Below are 25,981 nucleotides of genomic sequence, written 5' to 3'. Positions count from 1 at the left end.
ATTCACACATGGCTATCACGACAACCGACTATATCTGGCGCAATGGCGCCTATATCCGCTGGGCCGACGCCCAGGTGCACGTGCTCAGCCACGGCCTGCACTACGGCACCTCCATGTTCGAGGGCATCCGCGTCTATGACACGCCCTCGGGCCCGGCGGGTTTCCGCGTGCGCGATCATATCCAGCGCCTCATTGATTCAGCGCGCATCTACTCGGTCGACATCCCTTTCTCCGAGGACGAGATCGTCACCGCCTGCAAGGAACTGGTAGCCAGAAACGGGCTCAGCTCGGCCTATATCCGGCCCATCGCCTTTATCGGCTATGGCTCCATCGGGGTCGTGCCCGCGAAAGACACCCCCATCGAGATGTTCATCGCCGCCTTTCCGTGGGGGGCCTATCTGGGCGAGGAAGCGCGCACGCGCGGGGTGGACGTGATGGTCTCGTCCTGGAATCGCCTCGCGCCCAATACCGCGCCCACCGGCGCCAAGGCGGGGGGCAATTACCTCTCCAGCTATCTCATTTCGCGCGAGGCCAAGTCGCGCGGCTATGCCGAAGGCATCGGGCTCGACGTGGACGGGCGATTGTCCGAAGGCGCAGGCGAAAACCTGTTCCTGGTCAAGAACGGCAAGCTGATGACCCCGCCGGCGGCCAGCTCCATCCTGCAGGGCATCACGCGCGACACGGTGATCACGCTGGCGCGTAAAGAGGGCATTGAGGTGGTCGAACAGGCCCTGCCGCGCGAGATGCTTTACCTGTGCGACGAGGCCTTCTTCACCGGCACCGCCGCCGAAGTCACGCCGATCCGTTCAGTCGATGACAAGACCACCCGCGCCGCGGGCGCAGGGCCGGTCACGCGCCTGATCCAGGAGCGTTTCTTCGGCCTGTTTGACGGAACCACCAAAGATGAATGGGGCTGGCTGGAGCCGGTCCGTTCGGTCAACGCCGACAAGGAGGCCAGCCATGCCGTCGCCATCTAGAACCCTGTTCGACAAGGTCTGGGACGCCCATGTCGTCACGCCCGAGCGCGATGATGCGCCCGCCCTGATCTATGTGGACCTGCATCTCATCCACGAAGTGACGAGCCCCCAGGCCTTCGCCGAGCTGGACGCAAGGGGCTTCAGCGTGCGCCGGCCCGATCTGACCTACGCCACGCTGGATCATTCCACCCCCACCACGCCGCGTGCGCCGGGGGCCCGGCCCATCTATGCCAGCGCGGCGGCGCGCCATCAGGTGGAGACGATGGAGGCCAATTGCCGCCGCCACGCCATCCGCCTGGCCGGGTGGGACAGCGCCGACCGGGGCATTGTTCACGTGATCGGGCCGGAGCTGGGCCTGACCCAGCCCGGCCAGACCATTGTCTGCGGCGACAGCCACACCTCCACCCATGGCGCCTTCGGCGCGCTGGCTTTCGGGATCGGCACCACCGAGGTGGGCCATGTGCTGGCCAGCCAGTGCCTGTTGCAGCGCAAGCCCAGGACCATGCGCGTCCATGTGGACGGCGAGCTGCGCGTGGGCGTGGGCGCCAAGGATCTGATCCTGGCCATCATCGCCGAGCTGGGCGCGGGCGGCGCGGCGGGCCATGTGATTGAATATGCAGGCCCCGCCATCGAGGCGCTGTCCATGGAAGAGCGCATGACGGTGTGCAACATGTCCATCGAGGCGGGCGCGCGCGCCGGCATGATTGCTCCCGACGAAACCACTTTCCGCTATCTGCAGGGCCGCGCCCACGCACCCAAAGGCGCAGCGTTCGAAGCGGCCAAGGCGCGCTGGGCGCAGCTGCGCAGCGATGCGGGCGCGGTGTTCGACGCTGAAGTCCGCTTGGACGCTTCGCGCCTGGCGCCCATGATCACCTGGGGCGACAGCCCCGACATGGCCGCGCCGGTGGATTCCAGCCCGCCTGCGCCGTCCAGCGCCAGAATGACCGAAGCGCTGGCCTATATGGGATTCAAGCCGGGCGAGGCGCTGCTGGGCGAGAAGATCGACGCGGTGTTCATCGGCTCGTGCACCAATGCGCGCCTGTCCGATCTGCGCGAGGCGGCGTCGGTCATGGCCGGACGCTGCGTCAAGCCGGGCGTGCGCATGCTGGTCGTGCCGGGCTCAGAAGCGGTCAAGCGCGCCGCCGAAGCTGAAGGGCTGGATGCGATCTTCCGCACCGCCGGGGCCGAATGGCGCGAGCCCGGCTGCTCCATGTGCATCGCCATGAACGGCGATAGCGGGCGGCCGGGCGAGCTGATCGTGTCCACCTCCAACCGCAATTTCGCTGGGCGGCAGGGTCAGGGCGTGCGCACCGTGCTGGCGAGCCCGGCCACGGCCGCCGCCTCGGCGGTCGCCGGCGCCATCGCCGATCCGCGCCGCATTCTGGAGGCCTCCCATGCGCAATGAGCCGATCCTCACAATCACCGCCCCGGCCTTCACCCTGCCGGACGCCAATGTGGACACTGACCAGATCATCCCGGCGCGCTTCCTGACCACGACCACACGCGGCGCGCTGGGCGAGGCGTGTTTTCATGACTGGCGCTTCCATTCCGATGGCTCGAGGAAAGCGCACCGGCTCAATGAAATACCGGCTGGCGAGGCGCGCATTCTGGTGGCGGGGCATAATTTCGGCTGCGGCTCCTCGCGCGAGCATGCGCCCTGGGCGCTGAAGGATTTCGGGTTTCGCGCCGTGGTGACCACGCGCGCCGCCGACATTTTCCGCTCCAACGCGTTCAAGAACGGCCTGGTGATCTGCGAGATCGACGAGGCGTCCCACGCCGCCCTGATGGACCGCGACGGGCTGGAAATGAGCATTGATGTCGCGGCGGGACAAATCATCGCCGGGAACATCACCGCCCGCTTCGTGCTGGAGCCGTTCGCCCGCACCTGCCTGATCGAGGGCGTGGACCCCATGGGCTATATCCTGGCGCAAAGCGAGGCCATCGCCCGCTTTGAAACGGACCGCGCCGCATGAGCGCGCGCATTCTGCTGCTGCCTGGAGACGGCATCGGGCCTGAGGTGACGCGCGCGGCGCAGGCGTGCCTGGAGGCGTCAGGTGAGGCGTGTGGCCTGAAGCTGTCGTTTGAAGAAGCCCATTTCGGCGGCGCCGGGATAGACGCCTGCGGCGACCCGCTCCCGCCGGACACCCTCGCCAAGGCCAAGGCCAGCGATGCGGTGTTTCTGGGCGCGGTGGGCGGCCCGGCCTGGGATGGCGGTCCGGTGCGGCCCGAGGCGGGGCTGCTGGGCTTGCGCAAGGCGCTGGGCCTGTTCGCCAATCTGCGGCCTGTGAGAGTGATGCCCGGGCTGGAGGATTTCTCGCCCCTGCGGCCCGAACGGGTGCGCGGCGCGGATCTGCTGATTGTGCGCGAGCTGACGGGCGGATTGTATTTCGGCGCGCGCGAGGAGGGGCGTGAGCGCGCCAGCGACACCTGCATCTACACCGCTGAGGAAGTCAGCCGCATCGCGCGCGTGGCCTTCGTGGCGGCGCGCGGGCGCTCTGGCCGGGTCACCAGCGTGGACAAGGCCAATGTGCTGGCGACCTCCCGGCTCTGGCGCGCGGTGGTGGAGGATGTGGCCAAAGACTTTCCCGACGTGGCGCTGGACCATCAGCTGGTGGATTCGTGCGCCATGGCGCTGGTCACCCATCCGGCGCGCTTTGACGTCATCCTCACTGAAAACCTGTTCGGCGACATCTTGTCGGACGAGGCCGCCGTGATCGCCGGCTCCATCGGCCTCCTTGGCTCGGCGAGCCTGGGCGCGGGCGGGCCGGGCCTGTTCGAGCCCATCCATGGCAGCGCCCCGGACATCGCCGGCCAGGACAAGGCCAACCCGTCGGGCGCCATCGCCAGCGCGGCTCTGCTGCTGCGCCACGGGCTGGGTGAGGCGAGGGCGGCTGAAGCCATCGAGGCGGCGCTGGAGGCGGAGCTTCGCGCCGGTCCGCTGACGGCGGATCTCGGCGGAACGGCGGGATGCGCGGCCTTTGCAGATCGTGTTGCGGCGCGGATCAGGCGGGAGGCGGCGCGGGCGGCGTGAGTGCCGCCGCGATCGCCGCAAGCGATCCCTGCAAGCGGTGAAGCATAAGTCGCGCCCCTCATCGCCCTGCCCTGAACAGGGGGTATGCCCATCTAGGGCGCACCTTCAATACTGCGCGCTGACCGGGGCGGCGCTCTGCCTGCCCGGCTTAGTCGCAAAGGGGCAGGACCATGGTGTCGACGCTGACCAAGACCTTGAAGGTGATGTTGATCGCCGCGGCCGTCACTCTGGTGGCGGGGTGTGAGAGCATGATCACGGGCGGCCCGCTGATCCGTCCGGGCGAGCCGACCGGCGTGATCGAGGTGGTGAACAATTCCGGGCGCACCATCAACGCCGTGGCGATCTCCAGCTGCTCGGCCAGCACGTATGGGCTCAACCGCTTGCCGTCAGGCGTGTCGATTCCCCATGGGCGCAGCTACGCCTTCACGGTCTCTGCGGGTTGCTGGGATGTTTTGGCGGGCATTTACAACGCTGATTTCAGCCATGCCGACACGCGCCGGCGGATCACGGTGGCGCCGAACATGCGCTTCCGTTTCAATGTGAACGACGGGCGCTAGCGCGCGCTGACCGGGCTTAAAAAAACCCGCTGCGGAGCGTTCGCGACGGGGTTTTCTGCCCATCATGGCGCTTTTGTAAGGCTCTGGCCATTGACGCGGGGCATGGAAACCCCAACCTTGTGTCAGTCGCGTGTTCGCGCGCGCAGCATGCGTTCCGTTTCCGGCGCAGGAGCCCGCCCATGACCCAGACCCAGGCGTTTCAGTCCCACGGCCTCATGGCCGCAATGAGAGCCATTCTTGCGGCGCTGATCGCGGGCGCGGTGATCGCCATGGGCGTGCTCCTCGCGGCCTTCCTCACCATGGCCGCCCTGGCCGTGGCGGCGCTGTCGATTGCGGGCGCGGGCGCCTGGTGGCTGTACGCCAAGGTGCGCGGCCGCCGTCCGGCCCGGCGCGATCCCAACGTGCTCGAGGCCCATCGCGGCCCCCATGGCTGGACCGTCGACGGCGACCAGCCCGAAGAGCGCCAGTAGGCCGGGTTCGATTTTCGCTGGCCGCGTCCTGTGAATCGACGCACAGCGTCGCCCTGACCCGTCAGTCGCACAATCCGGCGCCCATACGGACATTCCCCGCCTGATCCGCGCTGTCGGCTTCCCGGTCCGGCACGCCATACAATTCAAACGTCCCAGTCCAGTGGCGATTGCGATACCCAAGCCCCGCTGTTCCTTGGCGTCTGCTCTCGTATGCCGTTTCGAACTCGGCAACGAAAAAGCGGTTCATATAAAGCGTCAGTTTTGAGCCAATCACAATGAAATCGAAAGCAGTGCGCTGGCTGGTATCGACGTCAACATTGATTATTTCGGTTCCGATCTGGAACCGGTATCCGCTTGAAGACTGATAGACAGCCAGATCACCCATCCGCAGCGGCATGGGGGGCGTTGTATCCGTCACAGTAGTCGAGGCGGCCACCGGCGCGTTGGCGAGGGAAATGGAAACAGCAAAGTCGCCGGTCGCCGGCACGCATATGGGACGGGACTCTGTCCCGTCGAATTGCCAAGACACCGGTTCAATGCCGGTCCTATTCACCGGCGACAATACCCCGTCGCCAATGTCCGATGCCGCGCCGCAGGGCGAAGCGCCGCCTGTATAGGAAAATAAAGAGTCACCTGTTTGATTGCATAGAATTAGATCATATAGAATCTGTGCGCCTTGATGGAAGTGTACAGAGTCACTAAAAGTAAACATACTGTAGTGCCCATCAAAAGAAAGTCCATCGTAAATCGTGAATTCCTCTAGTCCAGAGGACAAAACCGGGATGAATGAGCCCAGCTGGGCCAGGGCGCTCTGCTCGATAAAGGGGTGCATCGGAGGCACGAACAGCAAGACTTCCGCCCCGCGCGCCTGCGCCCGCGTTGCAAACGGCAAAATGGACTGCGACGCGTTGCGCTGTATCTCCTGATATGAGCCACGCGACAGGCGCCGTGCATAAGCCTGTGCTTCTGCAATCCGCTCCGGGCGCAGATCATCAAAGGAGTTGAGCGTAACGGCCGCTTCACGCGGCGGCCGGGCTGCGGCCAGCGGCAATGGCATCGGCTCTGAAACCGGCCGCAGGGCGGGCCTTAAACTCACAGGCGGCCTTTCAGACAGCCCCGACAGAAACTGCCGCACCGTTCTGATTGAAAAGTAATATTTCCAGGGTTGTTCCAGATAGGATAACGCCACCGCAATCGACCGGTCATCTCGGGGAATGGAGATATCGTCGAGGGCGGTTTGAAAGATGATGAGACGCGGAGGCGGCATGCGGTCGAGCAGCGCATCCGCCATTTCGATCGCTTCACCCAGCGACGCGCCTCCAAATGCTGCGTTCAGGACAACCGTCCCGTCATCGAGCCTGACCAGCCGCGTCGCGCCGTCCTGCCAGCCGCCGGTCAGAGAGCGTCCGCGCGAGTCGCCGACAATCAGCACATCGATCGGAGACGAGGTTGATCGCAGGGCGCTCCCGATCTCGCCTACCGTCCACAGCGCGGTGTTCTGCCCGCGAAAGAGCGCGACTCTGTCGATATCCAGCGCCGGCGCGAACCGGTTGTGCTGAAACGGATCCAGAAGGGCGTTCAGGGCCGCCAACGCCGCCAGCAAGAAGACCAGCAGCGCGCTTACAGCAATGGCCGTCGCGCGGTAGCCGATATCGGGCAATCGATGGCTAGAACTGGAAGTAGATGAACGCACGCTGTTCCTCCCCAAGGGTCAGGATCAAGAACGCCGCCAATGCCAGCATCAACACCCGGATGGGCGCTGACAGCCGGACAAAACAGTCCTCGATGGTCGAATGGCGCAGAGCAGCATGATAACCGAGCATGGCCACGGTGACCGCAATCACGCTCCAAGCTCCGGAGGGCATCGCTCCGAGATCAAAGGGGTTCACCATGGCCCGCACCAGCGCCATGGCGTCCGAAAACGACTCCGCCCTGAAGAACACCCATGTGAAGCAGATGCAGACATAGGTGATCAGTATGCCGAAGGCCGTGGCGATAAAGCGCGGCGCCAGGCTTGTGATGGCGTTGATGACAGGCTGCGCCAGCCGCTCGGCGATCAGCAGAGCGCCGTGAAGGGCGCCCCACACGACAAAGGTCCAGGCCGCCCCGTGCCACAGGCCGCCGAGCAGCATTGTCAGCGTCAGGTTTCTGTACGTGGCCAGCACGCCGTGCCGGTTCCCGCCCAGAGAAATGTACAGATAGTCTCTGAGCCAGGTCGACAGTGAAATGTGCCAGCGGCGCCAAAAATCAGAAAAGCCGGTTGCGGCGTAGGGAAATCGAAAATTGTCCGGAAGTGAGTAACCCAAACATAAAGCGACCCCGATCGCCGATAGCGAATAACCCGAAAAATCGAAGAATATTTGAGCGGAGAATGCCAAAACACCCGACCAGGCCGCAATAAATCCGGCTGATTGCGCATCGCTGAACACAATGTCACTTACCGGGGCCACGATGTTGTCGGCGATAACAACCTTGCCGAACAGCCCCATGATGAGCAGAGACAGGCCCCAGATGTAGCTTTTGTGGTCGAAATTGACTTTGGCGGATCCCAGTGCCTGCGGCAGGAAGTCGGCGGCTCTGACGATGGGGCCGGCGACAAGCTGGGGAAAGAAGGCAACGAAAAACGAAAAGTCCAGAAGGCTGCGGCTCGGCTCAATTTTGCGGCGATAAATATCAATTGAGTAAGACATGGTTTGAAATGTGTAATAAGAAATGCCTACTGGTAAGATGATGGTGTTGAAGAACGCGTTAACTTCAGCAGGGAATGCAGGTATGACCGAATTTAACTGCTGGGAGAAAAATGCTGAATATTTGAAATATGCAAGCATGCCCAGATTGAAGAGCATGCTTGAGAAAAGCCAAATGCCCCGAGCCCTTCCCTCTGAGCTGGCGATCTTTTTTCCGACGACGTAGGTGCTGTTGACAAAGTACCGGAACCACAGGCGGATTGAAGCGAGATGGATGAAGCCGAGATAGCTGTCGGCGGTCTTGTCGTAGCGTGTGGCGAGGCGGCGTGAGCAGCGCAGCTTGTTGAAGCACCGCTCGATGCGGTTTCTCAGCCCATAGACGAAGTCGTCGATCTGGACGGGGTTCTTGCGGTTTCGGCGCGCCGGGATCATCGGCACGGCGCCGGCGGCTTCCAGCGATGTTCGGATATTGTCGCTGTCATAGCCTTTGTCGGCCAGCAGGACGCGCGGGACTGGGCCATGCGCGGCCATCACCGCCTCATAACCTTTGTAGTCGGAGACTTCACCGCCGGTGATCTCAGCGGCTATGGGCAGCCCTTCAGCGTTGGTGCGAAGGTGTATTTTGGTCGTGAAGCCACCTTTTGAGCGCCCAAAACCCTGTTTTTGAGTCCCCCTTTAGCGCCCGCAGCCTGATGGTGCGCGCGAACGATAGTGGAATCGACCATTTGAAGACTGTCGGGTACGGCCCCGCTCTCGCCCAGCGCTTCCAACATCACCTCCCACACGCCTGACAGCGTCCAGCGGCGGAACTGGCGGTAGACCCGCGTCCACGGACCGAAATAGTCGTGAAGATCACGCCAGGGCGCGCCGGTGCGCGCGATCCAGAACACGCCGTCCAGCACGCGGCGATGATCAGAAGGCGGGCGGCCCCGCTTGCCTCCGGTCGCCACCACGAAAGGCGCAAAGAACGCCCACTCCTCGTCCGTCATCAAACCGCGAACCAAGACCACCTCCCAAAAGCCAGTCTTGAATCACGCTTCGGGCGGGTTGGGAATCCACTTCGTCAACAGGTCCTAGTCAAAAACCGTAGAAAAAGCCAGAATCAGAACATAAGGCAGATGGAACCAGCCATAGAACAGATAGCTCCCGGCGGTGAGTATGGCTTTTTGAACGATTTTATTCGGGGATAAAAAGTAAAGTATAGATATAATTGCAAAAAAGGGAACGAAAACAAGACTGTTGAAAACCATTCCCCGCCCCCCGGGCCAAGCCGCCGGCGCCCATCGCCCTGACCGGCGGTCAGAGTCCCCATTAACGCATCGGGCGCCAGAGGGCCTGTGCAGTCCGGGACGTTTGTACGGGAGATAATTAGCGTGTCAATCAACGGCCCCCGGACCTGAAGGGTCCATGCTGGCGGCGGTTCACGGCGCGCGTCTCATGGCCCGGTCCCTTCTCACATTCACGTGACGCAGCCGCCTGTGCCGCCTTGAAGCCGGGCGTGCGCTTCGATAGAGCCACGTCATGAGCCTGCGCCATTTCGCCCTTCTGTTCGTCATCTGCCTGATCTGGGGCGTCAATTTCGTGGTGGCGAAATGGTCGCTGTCCGGCACGCCGGTGATTGTGGAGGGGTTTGACGGCGCGCCGCCGCTGTTCTTCGCCTTCCTGCGCTTTGCGCTGCTCTATGCGATGCTGGCGCCCTGGCTGCTGCCCATACCGCGGCCCTTCGGGCCGGTGATCGGCGCGGCGCTGACCATGGGCGCGGTGCAGTTTGCGTTGCTGTTCATCGGCCTGCGGTATGCGACGCCCTCAGCCATCGCCATCGTCGTGCAGCTGTCTGTGCCCTTCACCACCTTCCTGTCGGTGCTGTTCCTGTCCGAACGCGTGGGCTGGATCCGCGCCTCGGGCATGGCGATTGCGTTCGCCGGGGCGGCGCTGGTGGTGTTCAAGCCGGCCGAGTTCTCCTTCACCATCGGGCTGTGGGCCGGGGTGGGCGCGGCCATGGCGGCGGCGGCCGGCGCCATCTTCATCAAGCGCACGCCCGCCCCGGCGCTGAAACTTCAGGCCTGGATCGGGCTGATTTCCTTTCCGCCGCTCGCGCTGTTGTCGCTGCTGACCGAGCGCGACCAGATCAGTTCCTCGCTGGCGGGCGGCTGGCCGTTCTTCGCCACGCTGGTGTTCACCGTGGTGCTGGTCAATGTGTTCGGCCATGGCGCGTTCTACTGGCTCTTGCGCCGTTACGACGCCTCGCTGATCGCGCCGCTGACCCTGATGGCCCCTCTGGTCGGGGTAATCAGCGGTGTGGCGCTGCTGGGCGATGAAATCACCTGGCAACTGGTGACCGGCGGCTTGATGGCGCTGGCTGGTGTTGGCATTGTCGCGGCGCGGCGCTCGCGCACGGCGCCGGTGGAGACGGTGCTCAGGAAGCCGCGATGACCCTCACGCTGATCGACGCGCCCTCGCCAAACTTCAACGCGCGCACTCAGCCGGTCTCCATTCTGGTGCTGCACTATACCGGGATGGAGAGCGGGCAGGCGGCGCTGGACCGGCTGCGCGACCCCGAAGCCAAAGTCAGCGCGCATTATGTGGTCGAAGAGGACGGGCGCGTCTTCGCCCTGGTGGCCGAAGACCAGCGCGCCTGGCATGCGGGCCGGGGCTCGTGGCGCGGGCGCGGGGATGTGAATTCGGCCTCCATCGGGATCGAGATCGTCAATGGCGGCCATGATTTCGGCCTGCCGGATTTCCCGGACGTTCAGATCGAAGCGGTGATCGCGCTGTCCCGGGACATTCTCGCCCGCCACGCCATCGCGCCTTGCAACATCATCGGCCATTCTGACATGGCCCCGTCACGCAAAAGCGATCCGGGCGAGAAATTTCCGTGGCGCCGGCTGGCGCCGGCGGGGGTGGGGCTGTGGCCGGAGCAGCCCGCCCCGCCGATCGCGGCTGCCGACGCGCTCTGGGGTCTGGCCACGATCGGTTACCCGGTGCAGGACGATGCGCTGGACGATGTGGTGCGCGCCTTCCAGCGCCGCTACCGGCCGGGCCGCGTTGACGGGCGGCTGGATAACGAGACGCTGGGCCTGATCGCGGCGGTCAAGGCGCTATGCGCTTGACGCGAAGGGTGCAAACCCCGACTTAAGGCTTGTGTCAGGCGGCCGGGCGGTCGCTTCCGTCCAATGGCGAAAGCCGGGCGGGAGAGGAAAGTCCGGGCTCCATGGAGGCAAGGCGCCGGGGAAAGCCCGGCGGGCCGGGCGACCGGTTCAGGGACAGCGCCGCAGAAATCAGACCGCCAGACCCGGCTTCGGCCCCGTCTGGCAAGGGTGAAACGGTGGGGTAAGAGCCCACCGCCCCGACCGCAAGGAAGGGGGCACGGCAAGCCCCGCCTGGAGCAAGACCGAATAGGGACGGGCGTTCCGGTTCGCCGGAACAGGCGCGCCTCCGCGCTGCCGTCCGGGTAGGTCGCTTGAGGCGGCGCGCAAGCGCCGTCCCAGAGGAATGGCCGCCGCGTTCTTTCCATTGCGGAAAGAGCGGCACAGAACCCGGCTTACAGGCCGCCTGACACGCTTCTTCCAGCCCCGCGACGACCTCTCCCGCGCTCACATGAGCAGCGGGGCGTTAACCTGTTCTTTCTCTGTTCTTGGAATGGGCGTCTTCGCCTGTACTGCTTGACTGTTGCGTACAAGCAAAACCCGCCGTTCGAAGGGGTTTACGCATTGTGTCCCACGCCGTCCCATGTTATCCCATAGTTAACCACGCAAATAGGGGGCGTGGGCTAGCGGGGACTCCAGACCGGCGATGTTCGTCTCGACCACCACGAACGCGATTGACGCGAAGGGACGGGTCTCCGTCCCCGCCGATTTCCGCGCGAGTGTGGCCGCCCAGGGTTTCAATGGCGTTTACGTCTGGCGCTCGTTCAACGGCCCCTTCCTGGAAGGCGGCGGCCAGCGCCTGCTCGAAGACTATGCCGAGGCCATCGAGGAGATGGACCCCTATGACGATGCGCGCACCGCGTTCGAGCGGGTGATTTTCGGCGGCGCGCGGGCTCTCGCATTTGAATCCACGGGCCGGGTGTCGCTGCCGCGCGATCTGATCGAGCATGCCGGGCTCAGCTCCAGCGCCGTGTTCGTCGGCATGGGCCGCCGGTTCGAAATCTGGAGCGCTGAGGCCCACGCCGAGCAGGCGGGCAAGGATCTGAGCTATGCGCGCGAGCACAAGGCGGCCCTGCGCCGTCCGCGCCGGCGCGAGGAGGCGTGATGACCAACGCGCCCCACACCCCTGTCATGCTGGACGAAGTGCTGCACGCCCTGATGCCGCACGATGGCGGGCTGTATGTTGACGGCACGTTCGGGGCTGGCGGCTACACCCGCGCCATTCTGGGCGAGGCGGACTGCCGGGTGCTGGGCATCGACCGCGATCCTACCGTGCGCGACAACGCCCAAATCATGCAGGCCGCTTTCAAGGGGCGCTTCGCCTTCGCCTTCGGGCCATTCTCCCTGATGGAGGATGTCATCGAGGCCGCCGGGTCGTCCGGCGCTGACGGCGTGGTGCTCGATCTCGGCGTATCCTCCATGCAGATTGACGAGGCCGAGCGTGGCTTCTCCTTCCAGCAGGACGGGCCGCTGGACATGCGCATGGCGCGCTCCGGCCCCAGCGCCGCCGATGCGGTCAACCAGCTGGAGGCTGACGAGCTGGCCGCGATTTTCCGCTTCTATGGCGAGGAACGCCATGCCGGGCGAATCGCGCGCGCCATCGTCGCCGCGCGCGAGACCTCCCCGATCACCCGCACGCTGGCGCTGGCCGAGCTGGTGGCGCGGGTCATGCCGGGCAAGCCCATGCGCATCCATCCGGCGACGCGCGTGTTTCAGGCCTTGCGCATTTTTATCAATGACGAGCTGGGGGAGCTGACGCGCGGGCTGGAAGCGGCCGAGCGCATCTTGCGCCCCGCGGGCCGTCTGGTGGTGGTCAGCTTCCACTCGCTGGAAGACCGCATTGTGAAGACCTTCCTGCGCGCACGCTGCGGGATGGAGGGCGCCGGCTCGCGCCATCAGCCCGAACAATTCCCGGCCCACGAGCCGAGCTTCTCACTGCTCACCCGCAAGGCGCTCACAGCCAGCGAGGCGGAGGCGCAAGACAATCCGCGCGCCCGCTCGGCCAAGCTGCGCGCCGCGGTGCGCACCCCCGCTCCCGCCTGGCCGCGCGATGCGGCGGGCGCATCCCGTCTGCCTGATCTGTCCCGTCTTATGGAGGCCCGCTCATGATCCGCCTGGTCAATTTTGTTGCTTTCCTGGTCGCGGTCGCCCTGCTCGCGGCGCTCTTTGTGGCCAAGACCGGCGCCGCCAGCGACCAGCAGAGGCTGGCCGAGCTGCAGGCCGACCTGGCGCGCGAGCGCGGGCGGATCAGCGCGCTGGAGGCCGAGATCGCACTGCAGGAAGATCATGAAAACCTGCGCCGCCTGGCGCGCATCTACCTGGGCTTCGAGCCGGTGCGCCATGATCAGGAAATCATCTTCAGCGAGCTGCCGCGCGTGGCGCCCTCCGTCCCCGGCGAGCCGGTGCAGACGGCCTATCGGGAGGCGATCCGGCGGTAAATGGGCTCCTGGCGCAGGAAAATCCGGGCGATCACAGTCCGCACCCAGCCGCGCCGCACGGCGCCCGGCGAGCGCGCCCCTGCGGGCATGTCGCGTCAGGTCCATGTGGCGGGCGGACGGGCCGGGCAGGATGCGCGCCAGCGCGGCCGTCTGCGCATCGCCGGGATGGTCCTGGCTGCGGGCTTCGTGATCGCGGCGGCGCGCGCAGTCGAGGTGTCGCTTCTGTCCGGCGCGTCCAATGCGGCGGAGCTGCAAGCGGCAGGCGACGTCACGGTGCGCCGCGCCGCGCTGACCGACCGTCATGGCCAGGTGCTGGCCTCCACCCTCGATTTCCATGCCGCCTATGCTGACGGCCAGCACATCCCGCGCGAGCTGGTCGACGAGACTGTGGCGCGCCTGCAGAGCGTCCTGCCGGATATCGACGCGGAGCGGATGGCCTCGCGCATGCGGGCGCGCCACCGCTTCATCCCCATCGCGGATGGTCTGACGCCGCGCGCGCGCCAGTCCATCCACCATCTCGGACTGCCCGGCGTGTATTTCGAGACCCAGCCCGGCCGCATCTATCCGCGCCAGAGCGCGGCGGCTCATGTCATCGGCTATGCCGGACGCGAAATGCGCGGGCTGTCCGGCGCCGAGCTGGCGTTCGACGCCGAACTGAATGATCCGTCGGGCCGTCCCGTCGCCCTCTCCATCGACCTCACCGCCCAGCACCGGATCGAGAGCGTGCTGGCCGAGCACATGGCGCGCCATCAGGCCCAGGGCGCGGCCGCGATCCTGATGCGCGTGGGCACCGGCGAGATCATCGCCATGGCCTCGCTGCCTGATTATGACGTGAACCGTTACACCGAGGTGCGAGCCTCCGCCGCCGATGGCGTCGATCCGCGCTTCAACCGCGCCAGCGTGGGCGTGTACGAGCTGGGCTCGGTGTTCAAGCCGCTGGCGCTGGCCGCCGGGCTGGAAAGCGGGCTGGTGTCGCTGGATGACACGTTTGACGTGCGCAGCCCTCTGCGGCTTGCGGGCGGTCACACCATCGACGATTTCAGGGGCCAGCGGCGCGTGCTGACCGCGCGCGAGGTGATCATCCACTCGTCCAATATCGGCTCGGCCCTGATGGCCCGGCAGATGGGCGCCGAGACACTGCGCCCCTTCTATGAAAGCCTGCGCCTGCACGAGCGCCCGCCGCTGGAATTGTCCGAAAGCGCCCGCCCGCGCATGCCGCGCAACTGGGGCCCCAGCGAGACCATGACCGCGGCCTTCGGCCACGGTCTGGCGGTGACGCCGCTGTCGCTGACCGCCGCCTATGCGGCGCTGGCCAATGGCGGCGTCTACGTGCCGCCGACCCTGCGCCCCGTGGCGCCGGGCGAGATCATTGCGGGCGATCCGGTGATGAGCGCGCGCACCGCCGCCCAGGTGCTGGCCGTGATGCGCGAGACGGTCGCCCGTTCTCAGGCTGGCGGCCCCGACGTGGAGGGTCTGGCTGTGGCCGGCAAGACCGGCACGGCGCTGCAGGCCGGTCCCGGCGGCTATGACCGCGATCACCGGGTAACGACGTTTGTGGCGGTGTTCCCCTTCGACGATCCGCAATATGTGCTGACCGTGACGTTTGACCGTCCGCGCCCCAGCCGCGCGACCCATGGCTTTGCCACGGCCGGCTGGAACGCGGCGCCCGCCGCCGGGGACATTCTGCGCCAGCTGGCAGGGGTGCTGGAGCTGCGCCGCCGTGACGCCGATCCGTCCGCCCGCGCCGAGCAGGTAGCCGCCCTGTTCGCGCCGCGCGCCCGCCCGGTCGTGCCGGCCGAAGAACCGGTTGTCCTCACGTCCGGGGAGCCGCAATGATGACCCGCGCGCTCGCCGATCTCCTGCCCGAAGGCCTCGCCGCGCCGCACGGCGCGCAGGATCTGAGGATCAGCGGCCTCGCCTTGGACAGCCGCAGGGTGTCGTCCGGCGATCTGTTCGCGGCGCTGCCCGGCGTGCGCGTTGACGGGCGCCAGTTCATCAACGCTGCTGTCGAGAACGGCGCCGCCTGTGTGCTCGCGCCGCGCGGAACATCCGCGCCGGTCCCGGTGATCGAGACCGATGATCCCGCAGGGGCGCTGGCGGCGATCGCGGCGAACTTCTATCCGCGCCAGCCTGAACACATCTCTGCCGTGACCGGCACCAATGGCAAAAGCTCCACGGTGGAGTTTCTGCGGCAGATCTGGGCGTCGGCGGGCATCAGCGCGGCGGCGCTGGGCACGCTGGGCGTGACGCGCGAGGCCGGGCGCACGGAGGTGGGCTACACCACGCCTGACGCCATCGCGCTGCACGCCGCGCTGGACGCGCTGGCGGGCGAGGGGGTGACGCATCTGGCCATGGAGGCGTCGTCGCACGGGCTCAAGCAGCGGCGCATGGATGGCGTACGGGTATCGGTCAGCGCGTTTACGAACCTGACCCAGGACCATCTCGATTATCACCCGGACTTTGAAGACTATTTCGCCGCCAAGATGCGGCTCTTCACTGCGCTGACGCCGTCTGGCGGGCAGGCGGTGATTAACATGGATTCAGACTGGTCGGCGCGGGTCGAACAGACGGCGCTGGCCGCCGGGCTGGAGGTCATGACGCTGGGCTGGCGCGGCCGGGATCTGGCGGTGCGTGAAATCACGCCGCGCCCGGCCAGCCAGCTCGTGCGCTTTGCCTGGCTGGGCGAGGAGGACGTAATCGAGTTGCCGCTGATCGGCGAGTTCCAGACCGCCAATGCGCTGGGCGCAGCGGTGATGGCGATTGCATCCGGGGTGGACGCCGGCGCAGCCTTCGCCGCGCTGGAGAACCTGTCCGGTGTGGCCGGGCGGCTGCAACAGGCGGGCGCCACCCGAGACGGCGCGCCGATCCTGCTCGATTACGCCCACACGCCCGACGGCCTCGACAAGCTCTTGCGCGCGGCGCGGCCGCATACGCGCGGGCGCATCATTCTGGTGTTTGGCGCAGGCGGCGACCGCGATCCCTCCAAGCGCGCCAAGATGGGCGCCGTGGCGGCGCAGCAGGCCGATGTGTGCATCGTCACCGACGATAATCCGCGCAGCGAAGAGCCGGCGGCGATCCGCGCGGCGATCCTGTCGGCCTGTCCGGGCGCGCAGGAGATCGGCGACCGTGAGAGCGCGATCCGCGCCGGGATCGCCATGCTGGAGGCTGGCGACACGCTGCTGATCGCGGGCAAGGGGCACGAGACTGGACAGATTGTCGGCGGCCGCATCATTCCGTTTGACGAGCCGGCCATCGTCACGCGCCTGCTGCAAGAGCTGGAGAGCCCCTCATGACCGCGCCGCTGTGGACCGCTGCTGACGCCGCCCTGGCCACAGGCGGGCGCCTGAGCGATGGGGGCTGGACCGCCACCGGCGTGTCCATCGACACCCGCACGCTGGCGCCCGGCGATCTGTTCGTGGCGCTGCAAGACGCCCGCGACGGGCATGAGTTTGCGCAAGGCGCCCTGGACAAGGGCGCCAGTGCGGTCCTCGTCTCGCGCGCCGATTGCTGTGACGGTCCGCGCCTGGTGGTCGATGACACGCTGGCGGCTCTGCAGGCGCTGGGTCAGGGCGCGCGCCTGCGCTCGGGCGCGTTGCGCATCGGGGTCACAGGCTCGGTGGGCAAGACCAGTGTGAAAGAGGCGCTGGCCGCCGTGCTGCGCGCCGCCGGTCCGGCCCACTGGAGCGTGGCGAGCTATAATAATCACTGGGGCGTGCCGCTGACCCTGGCGCGCATGCCGCAGGCCACGCAGGCCGCCGTTTTCGAGATGGGCATGAACCATGCCGGCGAGATTGCGGCGCTGTCGGCGCAGGTGCGCCCCTATGTGGCGCTGATCACCGCCATTGCGCCGGCGCATCTGGAAAATCTCGGCTCGATGGACGCGATTGCTGACGCGAAGGCGGAGATCTTCACCGGGCTGGAAGTTGAAGGCGTGACGGTGATCCCGGCTGACGGCGAGCATGCCGCCCGGCTGGCGGCAGCGGCGCGCACATCCCGCGCCGCCTTCCTGCTCGATTTCGGCATGGCGCGCGGCGCGGCGGTGCGGGTGGTCCATTACACGCCCGACGGCGAGGGCGGATCGGGCGAGATGGACGTGGCGGGCAAGGTCCTGCCCTTCCGCCTCAACCAGCCCGGCGCCCATCAGGCGGTGAATGCGGCGGGCGTGGCGGCCGCGGCGTTCGCGGTCGGCATCGCCCCGGAGTTCACGCTGGATGTGCTGGCGCAGCTGACGCCGCAGGCGGGCCGGGGCGCGCGCTTTGACGTCAAGCTCGCCGACGGGCGCGCCCTGACGCTGATTGATGACAGCTATAACGCCAACCCCGCCTCCATGCGCGCGGCGTTCGCCAGCCTGTCTTCGCGCACCCCGTCCGCGGGTGCGCGCCGCATCGCGGTGCTGGGCGAAATGCTCGAATTGGGCCCGGATGCGCCTGCGCTGCATGCCGCGCTCGCCGAACCACTGGCCGAGGCGGGCGTCAGCACCGTGATCGGCGTCGGCAAAGGCATGGGCGCGCTTTTGGAGGCGTTGCCCTCTCGGGTCGAAGCGGTTCACGCTGCTGACTGGAGCGCTGGCATTGAACAGCTGGACGCACTGGCGCGCGAGGGGGATGTCGTGCTGATCAAAGGCTCCAATGCCTCCGGCGTTCACAGGATCGCCGCCGCCCTGAAAACCGCGCGCGCCGGCGCCCCAACACAGGCCTGAACGCCCCATGCTGTACCTGTTGCTGTCCCCGCTCGCCGAACAATTCACCCTGTTCAACGTCCTCAACTACCTCACCTTCCGCACCGGCGCGGCGCTGATGACGGCCTTCGTCGTGGCGCTGGTGGTGGGCATGCCCTTCATCGGCTGGCTGAGAAAGCAGGGCTCCCAGCCCATCCGCGATGACGGCCCTGAAAGCCATGTGCTGACCAAGGCCGGCACGCCCACCATGGGCGGGTTCATCATCCTGACCGGCATCGTGACGGGCACGCTGCTCTGGGGCGATCTGTCCAACGCCTATCTGTGGGTGGTGATGTTCGTGACCGCCGGCTATGGCGCGATCGGCTTTCTTGATGACTGGCGCAAGGTGACCAAGCGCTCCCATCACGGCCTTTCGGGCAAGGGCAAGCTGGCGCTTCAGGGCGTGGTGGCGCTGATCGCAGTGTTCTGGATGGTGCAATTGCTCGATGGCGCGCCCAACACGCCGGACGATTTCTCCACCTCGGTGGCCGTACCCTTCTTCAAGGACGTGCTGATCCCGCTGGGGGTGGTGTTCTTCGCCTTCGGCGTGGTGGTGATTGTCGGCGCCTCCAATGCGGTCAACCTCACCGACGGTCTCGACGGGCTGGCCATCGTGCCGGTGATGATCGCAGCGGGCGCGTTCGGCGTGATCGCCTACATGGTCGGGTCCTCGGTCTATTCCAACTATCTGTTCCTGAACTTCACCCCCGGCACGGGCGAGCTCGCCGTGATCTGCGGGGCCATGATCGGCGCCGGGCTGGGCTTTCTCTGGTACAACGCGCCCCCGGCCATGGTGTTCATGGGCGACACCGGATCGCTATCGCTGGGCGGCGCGATCGGGGCCATCGCCGTGGCGGTCAAGCACGAGATCGTGCTCGTCATTATTGGCGGCCTGTTCGTGCTGGAAGCCGTGTCGGTGATGGTGCAGGTGGCCAGCTTCAAGCTGACCGGCAAGCGCGTCTTCCGCATGGCGCCCATCCACCACCATTTTGAAAAGCTGGGCTGGGCGGAGTCCACCATCGTGGTGCGGTTCTGGATCATCGCCTTCGTCCTGGCCCTGATCGGTCTGTCCACGCTGAAGTTGCGCTAGCCAAGGAGGCGTCATGATCCCCGTTCGCGCCAGCGCCGAGGGCCGGGCCGCCGTGATCGGCCTGGGCTTGCGCGGGCGCGCCATGGCGCGCGCGCTCGCATCCGGCGGTATGGCGGTCTCGGGCTGGGATGATGACGCGGACGTGCGCGCGGCGGCTGGCGGCGCCGGGGTGGTGATCGAGGATCCGTCCACACGCGACTGGGGCGATCTGGCCGCGCTGGTGATCGATGATGTCAGCCGCCTCGATGGCCCGGACAAGGGTCCCGTGGCGCTGGCCCGGGTCACCGGCACGCCGGTCCTCACCGAATTGGGATTGTTCGGCTGCGCCCTGAAAAGCGCCAGGGGCGCCCGCGCCGCGCTGGTCCTGGGCGGCGATGAGGCGGCCGCAGCGGCGGAGCTGGCTGAAGCCTGCCTGGCCCGATGCGGGCTGGATGTGCGCCGGGGCGGGGCAGGGACCGCGCTGTTCGACGCGCCGCCGCTGCGCGCCGGGTCCATCACCCTCATCGCCGCCAGCGCCGCCGAGTGCGCCGCCGCGCCAGACCTCCGCGCTCACGCCTTGCTGGTGAAGGCGGGCGCGACGATCAGCGCCGCCGAACTCGAAGCCCTCGCCCAGCGCGTCTCCGGCCCGGTCCTGCTGGACATGGACGCGCCTGACGCAGGCGCGCGTCTGGCCGCCCTGCGCCGGGGCGGAGTGGATCGCGCGCGGCTGATCGCGTGTTCAGGCCGGATGGTGCTGGGCGACGGTGTCTATCTGTTGGGCGGGCGCCTGCATGATGCGCGGCCCGGCGCGCCGCGCCGCCCGCTTCAGGCGGCGGGGCCGGGTCTGGCCGATCTGGCGCCAGGACTGATCGCAGGCGCGGGGGCCCTCGCGCTGGCGCTCGGCGGCGAGCCCGATGCGCTGGAAGCAGCGATGGCCTTCTTTCCCGGCGCGCAGGGCTGGCGCATCGCGGCGACGAGCCTGGGCCGCGTGCGGGTGTTTGATTATGGCGCTGCACAAGACCCCAAGACGGCGCTGACCGGCTTCACCGGCGCCGCGCCGATATGGTGGATCGCCCACGCGGGCCTGGACGCGGCCGACCTGCCCGAAACCTTGCCCCACGCCTTGAAGGGCGTGATCCTGTCCGGCCCCGATGCGCGCGCGGCGCGGCGTCTGGCGCCGCGGATCGCCTGCCGTCAGGCGGACAGTCTGGATGATGCGCTGGCGCGCGCGCTGCACGCCGCTGCGCTCACCGGCGCCGACGCGCGCATCCTATACGCTCCGTCAACCCGGTGCGGTCCAGAGGAGAGACTGGCGCGCAGCCAGACCTTCAGGGCTGCGCTGGACACACTGACGCGATTGATCGCGAAGGGGCGCGCGGCATGAGCCTGACACGGCAGTATTCACGGGTCCTGCGCGAGATCGACAAGCCGCTTCTGGGGGTGATCCTGTGCCTTCTGGGCATGGGGTTCATGCTCGCCTTCGCCGCCAGCCCGGCGGTGTCCAGCGCCGCTGATCCCTTCTTCTATCTGCGCCGTCAGGTCATGTTTATGGCCGCGGGCGTGGTCATCATGATGACCGCCGCGGCCTTCTCGCTGACCGGCGTGCGGCGGATGTCGGGTCTGGCGCTGCTGGGATCGCTGGTTTTGCTGGTCCTGGTCCTCGCGGTAGGCCAGACCATCAACGGCTCCACACGCTGGCTGCATCTGCCGGGCTTCTCGCTGCAGCCCAGCGAGGTCTTCAAGCCGGCCTTCATCGTGTTCATCGCCTGGCTGTTCACCGAGGAAGATCGCGGGGCGCCTGCACCCGGGCGGCTGCTGGCGCTGGGGATTTACGGCGTGGCGGCCGTGCTTTTGAGACTGCAGCCGGATATTGGCCAGACCGCGCTGATCACGCTGATTTTCGCTGCCATGCTGTGGATTGGCGGATTGTCCTGGCGCTGGACCATCGGGCTGGGCGCAGGGATGGCGGCGGGTGCGGCGGCGGCGGTGAATTTCGTGCCGTATATCCAGACCCGCGTCGCGACATTCCTGTCCGGCGGCGGCCAGCGTAACCAGACCGACATCGCCCTGGACGCTATCGGCAGTGGCGGGCTGTGGGGCGTCGGGCCTGGCGAGGGGCGCATCAAGCACGTGCTGCCAGAAGCCCATAATGACTATATTTTCGCAGTGGCGGGCGAGGAGTTCGGCGCGCTGGCCATGTTGCTGATTATCGCCCTTTACGCGCTCCTGTTCCTGCGCGCCTGGACCCTGGCCATGCAGCTCAATGATCCGTTCGGCCGGCTGGCGACGGCGGGGCTGGCCCTGCTGTTCGCGCTGCAGGCGCTGGTCAATATCGCGGTCAATCTCGATCTGGCGCCCTCCACCGGCATGACCTTGCCTTTCCTGTCCTATGGCGGCTCGTCCATGCTGGCGCTGGCCTTCTCGGCCGGGCTGATGCTGGCGCTGACGCGCCACCGGCCCGGCGCCTATCAGCCCACGCGCCAGCGCCTGGTGGGCGCGCCGGCATGACCGGCAAGCGCCTCATCATGGCCGCGGGCGGCACGGGCGGGCACATCTTCCCGGCGCGGGCGGCAGCAGAGACCCTGATCGCGCGGGGCTGGCGGGTGCGCCTGGTCACAGACGCGCGCGGCGCGCGCCACACCGAAGGCTTTCCCGGCGAGGGGGTGAGCGTGATCCGCGCCGCCAGCCCGTTCCAGTCCAATCCGCGCCGCCTGCCCGGCGCGCTGGCGGACCTGGCGGCGGGTCTTCGCGCCACGCGGGCGATCGTGAAAGCGTTCGGGCCGGATGTGGCCGCCGGATTTGGCGGTTATCCGGCTTTCGCCTTGCTGGCCTCGGCGCGCATCTCTGCGCTGCCTTTCGTGATCCATGAGCAGAACGCGGTGCTGGGGCGGGTGAACCGGCTGTTCGCTGGATCCGCCCACACAGTCGCATCGGGCTTTGACCGCCTCGACCGCCTGCCGCGCAAGGCGCGCCACGCGGTCACCGGCAATCCGGTGCGCGCCGCCGTGCTGGTCGCGCGCGACACGCCCTATGCACCGCCTTCAGACAATGGCGAGATCCGGCTTCTGGTGCTGGGCGGCAGTCTGGGTGCGCGCATCCTGTCCGAGACGGTGCCCGCCGCCATCGCGCGTCTGCCGGCGGCGCTTCGCGCCCGGCTGGTGGTGGTGCAGCAGACCCGCGACGAAAGCCTGGACGCGGCGCGTTCGGTTTATGAAACAGCGGGCGTACGCGCCGAGCTCTCTCCCTTCTTTGACGATATGGGTGCGCGCTATGCGGCGGCCCACCTGGTGATTTCGCGGGCGGGCGCGTCTTCGGTGTCAGAGCTTGCCGCCATCGGGCGCCCCTCCATTCTGGTCCCGCTGGCCATCGCCATGGACGATCACCAGAGGGCGAACGCTGAAGGCCTGGTGCGCGCCGGCGCCGCCGACGCCATGGCCGAAGCGGACTTCACGGCAGACAGCCTGTCACAGCGGCTTGAATCGCTGCTGGCGGACGGCGAAGCTCTCGCCGCGCGCGCCGCTGCGGCCCGCGCCGCCGGCCGGCCCCAGGCGCATGAGGCGCTGGCCGATCTCATCGAACGCGCCGCGGAGTAAGCCCAGCATGCCCCCCAGAGACCTCGCCGCCGCCGCGTCGCCTGTCCATTTTGTCGGGATTGGCGGGATCGGGATGAGCGGCATCGCCGAGGTGATGCTCAATCTGGGCTATCAGGTCACCGGGTCGGACATTTCAGACAGCGCCAATGTGCAGCGCCTGCGCAAGAAGGGCGCGGTCATTCATATCGGCCACGATGGCGAGAACGTCGCCGGCGCCGGGGCGCTGGTGGTGTCCAGCGCCGTGCGCCGGGACAATCCCGAGTTGGTCGCGGCCCGCGCCGGGCGCATCCCGGTGGTGCGCCGCGCCGAAATGCTCGCCGAGCTGATGCGCCTCAAACAATGCGTCGCCGTGGCCGGCACCCATGGCAAGACCACCACCACCTCGCTGGTGGCGGCGCTGATGGATGCGGCCGGGTTTGATCCCACCGTGATCAATGGCGGCATAATCTCGGCCTATGGCTCCAACGCCAAGATGGGCGAAGGCGAGTGGATGGTGGTGGAGGCTGACGAGAGCGACGGCTCCTTCCTGAAACTGCGCGGCACGGTGGGGATCATCACCAATATCGATCCCGAACACATGGAGCATTACGGCGATTTCGACGCCCTGCGCGAAGCCTTCCATCAATTCGTCGAGAACCTGCCCTTCTACGGTTTCGCGGTGCTGTGCGTGGATCATCCCGAGGTGCAGGCCCTGGCCGCGCGTATCGAGGACCGGCGCGTCATCACCTATGGATTTTCGCCCCAGGCCGATGTGCGCATTGTCAATCATTCAGGCGACGCCGCCGGCGCCCGCTTTGATCTGCGCTTCCAGGCGCGCGGCGCCGAGCCGTCGGTCTGGGCGGGCCTCAGCCTGCCCATGATGGGCGAACACAATGTGCTCAACGCCGCCGCCGCTCTCGCCGTGGTGCAGGCGCTGGGCGGGCAGGAGGACGAGGCGCGTCAGGGTCTGGCCGGGTTTGCCGGCGTGAAGCGGCGCTTCACCCTGGTGGGCGAGGCCGGCGGCGTGGCGGTGATCGATGATTACGGCCACCACCCGGTGGAGATCGCCGCCGTCCTCAAAGCCGCGCGCCAGCGCGCCGGGGAGGGCCGCGTGATCGCCGTGGTCCAGCCCCACCGCTATACCCGCCTCAATGATCTGTTTGAGGACTTCTGCACCTGCTTCAACGACGCCGACGCCGTGCTGGTGACGCCGGTCTACACCGCCGGTGAAACCCCCATCGAGGGCGCCGATCAGGACAGCCTGGTGGCCGGCCTGCAACGCCACTCCCACCGCGACGCGTCGGCCACGACCCGCGAGACGCTGGCCGCCGATCTCAAACCCCGTATCGCGCCGGGCGATGTGGTGGTGTGCCTGGGCGCCGGCGATATCACCGCCTGGGCGGCGGAGCTGCCTGAACGGTTGGGGGCGGAGGGGTGATGGCGCAGCTCCTCTCCCGCCTCCCGCCCGTGCGCGGCAAGCTGATCGAAGGCGCGCCGCTGGCCGATATCACCTGGCTGCGCGTGGGCGGACCGGCGGAGGTATTGTTCCTGCCTGCTGACGAGGCGGATCTCGCCCGCTTCCTGGCCGAGACGCCGCGCGACATTCCCGTCCAGGTGCTGGGCGCCGGGTCCAACACGCTGGTGCGTGATGGCGGCTTGCCGGGCGTCACGGTGCGCCTGACTCCGGCCTTCGGGCAGATCACAGCCGACGGGCTGCGCCTGCGCGCCGGGGCGGCGGCGCTGGACAAGTCGGTGGCGAAAGCGGCGGCCAAGGCGGGCATTGCGGGGCTGGAATTTTTCGTCGGCGTGCCCGGCACGATTGGCGGCGCGCTGCGCATGAATGCCGGATGCTATGAGCGCGAGACCCGCGATGTGCTGGTGGAGGCGGTGGCGCTGGACCGGCGCGGACGCCGCCTGATCGCGCCGCATGACGAGCTGGGCTACGCCTATCGCCACAGCGACGCGCCGGATGAGTGGATATTCGTCGAAGCCGTGTTTGAAGGCCGCGCCGATGATCCCGCCGCGATTACGCAGCGCATGGACGCCATCACGGCCCGGCGCGAGAGCACGCAGCCGATCCGGGAAAAAACCTCCGGCTCCACGTTCAAGAATCCCGACCCGGCCCAGTCGGGCGGACGCTCGGCCTGGCAACTCATCGATGCAGCGGGCTGGCGCGGGCGGCGTCTTGGCGGAGCGATGTTTTCGCCGCAGCACTGCAATTTCCTGATCAATGAGGACGCGGCCACGGCTGGCGATCTCGAAACGCTGGGCGAGACCGTGCGGGCCGAGGTGAAGGCGCAGTTCGGCGTGGAGCTCGAATGGGAGGTCCGGCGCGTGGGGGAGACATCATGAGCAAGCGCATCGCCGTCCTGTCCGGCGGGCTGAGCCCGGAACGCGATGTGTCGAAAGTGTCCGGCGCCCAGGTGGCCAAAGCGCTGCGCGCGCGCGGTCATGAGGTGATGGAGATCGACCCGGCTGAACCCTTCTGGCCGGAAAAGCTGAAAGAATTCGCACCGGATCTCGCGTTCAACGCGCTCCATGGCGAGTGGGGCGAGGACGGGCGCATTCAGGGCGTGCTGGAATATATGCGCCTGCCCTATACCCATTCCGGCGTGCTCGCTTCGGCGCTGGCCATGGACAAGCAGCGCGCCAAGGCGGTGCTGCGCACGGCGGGGCTGAACTGCCCGGCCGGCCTGATCGCCAACCGGTTCGAGGCTGCGCGCGATCATGTGATGAAGCCGCCTTATGTGGCCAAGCCCAATGCGCAAGGCTCGTCCGTGGGTGTGGTGATCGTGCCGGAAGGCGCCAACCGGCCGCCGGCGGTGCTGGCGTCGGCTGACTGGCCCTATGGCGACGAGGTGCTGATCGAGCGCTTCATTCCGGGCCGCGAGCTGACCGTGGCGGTGCTGGGCGACCGGGCGCTGACCGTCACCGAGATCGTGCCGAAGACCGCATTTTACGATTACGAGGCCAAATACGCCGATGGCGGGTCGGTGCACCAGCTGCCCGCCGACATCCCGCAGGCCGTGGCCGAGGAGGCGATGGCGGCGGCGCTGATGGCGCACAAGACGCTGGGATGCCGGGGGCTGACGCGCTCTGACTTCCGGTATGATCCGGCTGTAAACGGGCTGTGGTTACTGGAAATTAACACCCAACCGGGCATGACTCCGACATCACTCGCGCCGGAACAAGCGGCGTATTGCGGGATCGAATTTGCTGATCTCGTGGAGTGGATGGCGGAGGATGCGTCGTGCCCAAGGTAACGCGCGTCAGGGCCAGCGACTCCGCTCAAGGCCGGCGCCGGGCTCCCAAGCGCG

The 25,981-nt window shown here is 67.2% G+C and carries 23 protein-coding genes, 1 other RNA gene and 1 pseudogene; 22 read left to right on the top strand and 3 right to left on the bottom strand.

All coding sequences use genetic code 11. The annotated features are described in order from the left end of the window. Positions 1-8: 8 nt before the first annotated feature. The 6 genes from L2D01_11510 to L2D01_11485 all read left to right on the top strand — a co-directional run bounded on the left by L2D01_11510 (position 9) and on the right by L2D01_11485 (position 5,035). Entirely contained in the window at positions 9-977 is a 969-nt protein-coding gene (locus tag L2D01_11510; protein WBQ09520.1) for a branched-chain amino acid transaminase, read from the top strand. Continuing rightward, positions 961-2,382, top strand: coding sequence for a 3-isopropylmalate dehydratase large subunit (gene leuC, locus L2D01_11505; GenBank protein ID WBQ09519.1), 1,422 nt, complete (start codon positions 961-963; stop codon positions 2,380-2,382). The genes L2D01_11510 and leuC overlap by 17 nt, the downstream gene beginning before the upstream one ends. Continuing rightward, positions 2,372-2,950: a 3-isopropylmalate dehydratase small subunit gene (gene leuD, locus L2D01_11500; protein WBQ09518.1), complete on the top strand. Its 579-nt coding sequence runs from the start codon at positions 2,372-2,374 to the stop codon at positions 2,948-2,950. Before leuC ends, leuD begins: the two co-directional genes overlap by 11 nt. Beyond that, entirely contained in the window at positions 2,947-4,008 is a 1,062-nt protein-coding gene (gene leuB / locus L2D01_11495; GenBank protein ID WBQ09517.1) for a 3-isopropylmalate dehydrogenase, read from the top strand. Before leuD ends, leuB begins: the two co-directional genes overlap by 4 nt. A 170-nt stretch (positions 4,009-4,178) precedes the next feature. After that, positions 4,179-4,565 carry a hypothetical protein gene (locus L2D01_11490; protein WBQ09516.1) on the top strand — a complete coding sequence of 129 codons (387 nt, stop codon included), beginning with the start codon at positions 4,179-4,181 and terminating at the stop codon, positions 4,563-4,565. Positions 4,566-4,744: 179 nt separating this feature from the next. Continuing rightward, positions 4,745-5,035 carry a hypothetical protein gene (locus L2D01_11485; protein ID WBQ09515.1) on the top strand — a complete coding sequence of 97 codons (291 nt, stop codon included), beginning with the start codon at positions 4,745-4,747 and terminating at the stop codon, positions 5,033-5,035. 61 nt (positions 5,036-5,096) lie between these two features. Here the strand turns inward: L2D01_11485 and L2D01_11480 are convergent, their stop codons facing one another. The 3 genes and pseudogenes from L2D01_11480 to L2D01_11470 all read right to left on the bottom strand — a co-directional run bounded on the left by L2D01_11480 (position 5,097) and on the right by L2D01_11470 (position 8,732). Next, positions 5,097-6,728 carry a hypothetical protein gene (locus tag L2D01_11480; GenBank protein WBQ09514.1) on the bottom strand — a complete coding sequence of 544 codons (1,632 nt, stop codon included), beginning with the start codon at positions 6,726-6,728 and terminating at the stop codon, positions 5,097-5,099. Beyond that, positions 6,703-7,725 carry a hypothetical protein gene (locus L2D01_11475; GenBank protein ID WBQ11639.1) on the bottom strand — a complete coding sequence of 341 codons (1,023 nt, stop codon included), beginning with the start codon at positions 7,723-7,725 and terminating at the stop codon, positions 6,703-6,705. Before L2D01_11475 ends, L2D01_11480 begins: the two co-directional genes overlap by 26 nt. 237 nt (positions 7,726-7,962) lie before the next feature. Beyond that, positions 7,963-8,732: pseudogene (locus tag L2D01_11470) on the bottom strand (IS5 family transposase). Between the two features lie 511 nt (positions 8,733-9,243). On the opposite strand from L2D01_11470, the gene L2D01_11465 reads away from it, so the two are divergent. From L2D01_11465 to L2D01_11390, 16 genes are all read left to right on the top strand, one after another. Continuing rightward, positions 9,244-10,155, top strand: a complete 912-nt coding sequence (locus L2D01_11465; protein ID WBQ09513.1) for an EamA family transporter — start codon at positions 9,244-9,246, stop codon at positions 10,153-10,155. After that, entirely contained in the window at positions 10,152-10,832 is a 681-nt protein-coding gene (locus tag L2D01_11460; protein ID WBQ09512.1) for an N-acetylmuramoyl-L-alanine amidase, read from the top strand. The genes L2D01_11465 and L2D01_11460 overlap by 4 nt, the downstream gene beginning before the upstream one ends. A gap of 34 nt (positions 10,833-10,866) precedes the next feature. Beyond that, positions 10,867-11,282, top strand: an RNA gene (gene rnpB / locus L2D01_11455) — RNase P RNA component class A. A gap of 232 nt (positions 11,283-11,514) precedes the next feature. Further along, positions 11,515-11,973 (top strand): division/cell wall cluster transcriptional repressor MraZ, encoded by a 459-nt coding sequence (locus tag L2D01_11450; protein ID WBQ09511.1) that lies wholly within the window; start codon positions 11,515-11,517, stop codon positions 11,971-11,973. Further along, positions 11,973-12,977 (top strand): 16S rRNA (cytosine(1402)-N(4))-methyltransferase RsmH, encoded by a 1,005-nt coding sequence (gene rsmH / locus L2D01_11445; GenBank protein ID WBQ09510.1) that lies wholly within the window; start codon positions 11,973-11,975, stop codon positions 12,975-12,977. The genes L2D01_11450 and rsmH overlap by 1 nt, the downstream gene beginning before the upstream one ends. Then, a complete protein-coding gene (locus L2D01_11440) occupies positions 12,974-13,306 on the top strand; it encodes a hypothetical protein (protein WBQ09509.1) in 333 nt (110 codons plus the stop codon). The genes rsmH and L2D01_11440 overlap by 4 nt, the downstream gene beginning before the upstream one ends. Further along, positions 13,307-15,142: a penicillin-binding protein 2 gene (locus L2D01_11435; GenBank protein ID WBQ09508.1), complete on the top strand. Its 1,836-nt coding sequence runs from the start codon at positions 13,307-13,309 to the stop codon at positions 15,140-15,142. After that, positions 15,142-16,599 (top strand): UDP-N-acetylmuramoyl-L-alanyl-D-glutamate--2,6-diaminopimelate ligase, encoded by a 1,458-nt coding sequence (locus L2D01_11430; protein ID WBQ09507.1) that lies wholly within the window; start codon positions 15,142-15,144, stop codon positions 16,597-16,599. Before L2D01_11435 ends, L2D01_11430 begins: the two co-directional genes overlap by 1 nt. After that, a complete protein-coding gene (locus tag L2D01_11425; protein ID WBQ09506.1) occupies positions 16,596-18,005 on the top strand; it encodes a UDP-N-acetylmuramoyl-tripeptide--D-alanyl-D-alanine ligase in 1,410 nt (469 codons plus the stop codon). The genes L2D01_11430 and L2D01_11425 overlap by 4 nt, the downstream gene beginning before the upstream one ends. A 7-nt stretch (positions 18,006-18,012) precedes the next feature. Continuing rightward, positions 18,013-19,113 (top strand): phospho-N-acetylmuramoyl-pentapeptide-transferase, encoded by a 1,101-nt coding sequence (gene mraY, locus L2D01_11420; GenBank protein WBQ09505.1) that lies wholly within the window; start codon positions 18,013-18,015, stop codon positions 19,111-19,113. A 13-nt stretch (positions 19,114-19,126) separates the two neighbouring features. Next, positions 19,127-20,476 (top strand): hypothetical protein, encoded by a 1,350-nt coding sequence (locus L2D01_11415; protein ID WBQ09504.1) that lies wholly within the window; start codon positions 19,127-19,129, stop codon positions 20,474-20,476. Beyond that, entirely contained in the window at positions 20,473-21,600 is a 1,128-nt protein-coding gene (locus L2D01_11410) for an FtsW/RodA/SpoVE family cell cycle protein (protein ID WBQ09503.1), read from the top strand. The genes L2D01_11415 and L2D01_11410 overlap by 4 nt, the downstream gene beginning before the upstream one ends. Beyond that, positions 21,597-22,685 carry an undecaprenyldiphospho-muramoylpentapeptide beta-N-acetylglucosaminyltransferase gene (gene murG, locus L2D01_11405; GenBank protein ID WBQ09502.1) on the top strand — a complete coding sequence of 363 codons (1,089 nt, stop codon included), beginning with the start codon at positions 21,597-21,599 and terminating at the stop codon, positions 22,683-22,685. Before L2D01_11410 ends, murG begins: the two co-directional genes overlap by 4 nt. A gap of 7 nt (positions 22,686-22,692) precedes the next feature. Then, positions 22,693-24,102 (top strand): UDP-N-acetylmuramate--L-alanine ligase, encoded by a 1,410-nt coding sequence (gene murC, locus L2D01_11400; protein WBQ09501.1) that lies wholly within the window; start codon positions 22,693-22,695, stop codon positions 24,100-24,102. Then, a complete protein-coding gene (murB, locus tag L2D01_11395) occupies positions 24,102-25,016 on the top strand; it encodes a UDP-N-acetylmuramate dehydrogenase (protein WBQ09500.1) in 915 nt (304 codons plus the stop codon). Before murC ends, murB begins: the two co-directional genes overlap by 1 nt. Beyond that, on the top strand, positions 25,013-25,927 hold the full coding sequence (locus tag L2D01_11390; GenBank protein ID WBQ09499.1) for a D-alanine--D-alanine ligase: 915 nt from the start codon (positions 25,013-25,015) through the stop codon (positions 25,925-25,927). The genes murB and L2D01_11390 overlap by 4 nt, the downstream gene beginning before the upstream one ends. Positions 25,928-25,981: the final 54 nt, after the last annotated feature.

The organism is Hyphomonadaceae bacterium ML37 (genome assembly GCA_027627685.1).
Taxonomy (GTDB): domain Bacteria; phylum Pseudomonadota; class Alphaproteobacteria; order Caulobacterales; family Maricaulaceae; genus Oceanicaulis.
The sequence above is the reverse complement of the archived record's forward strand: the minus strand, read 5'-3'. Positions and strand labels throughout refer to the sequence as shown.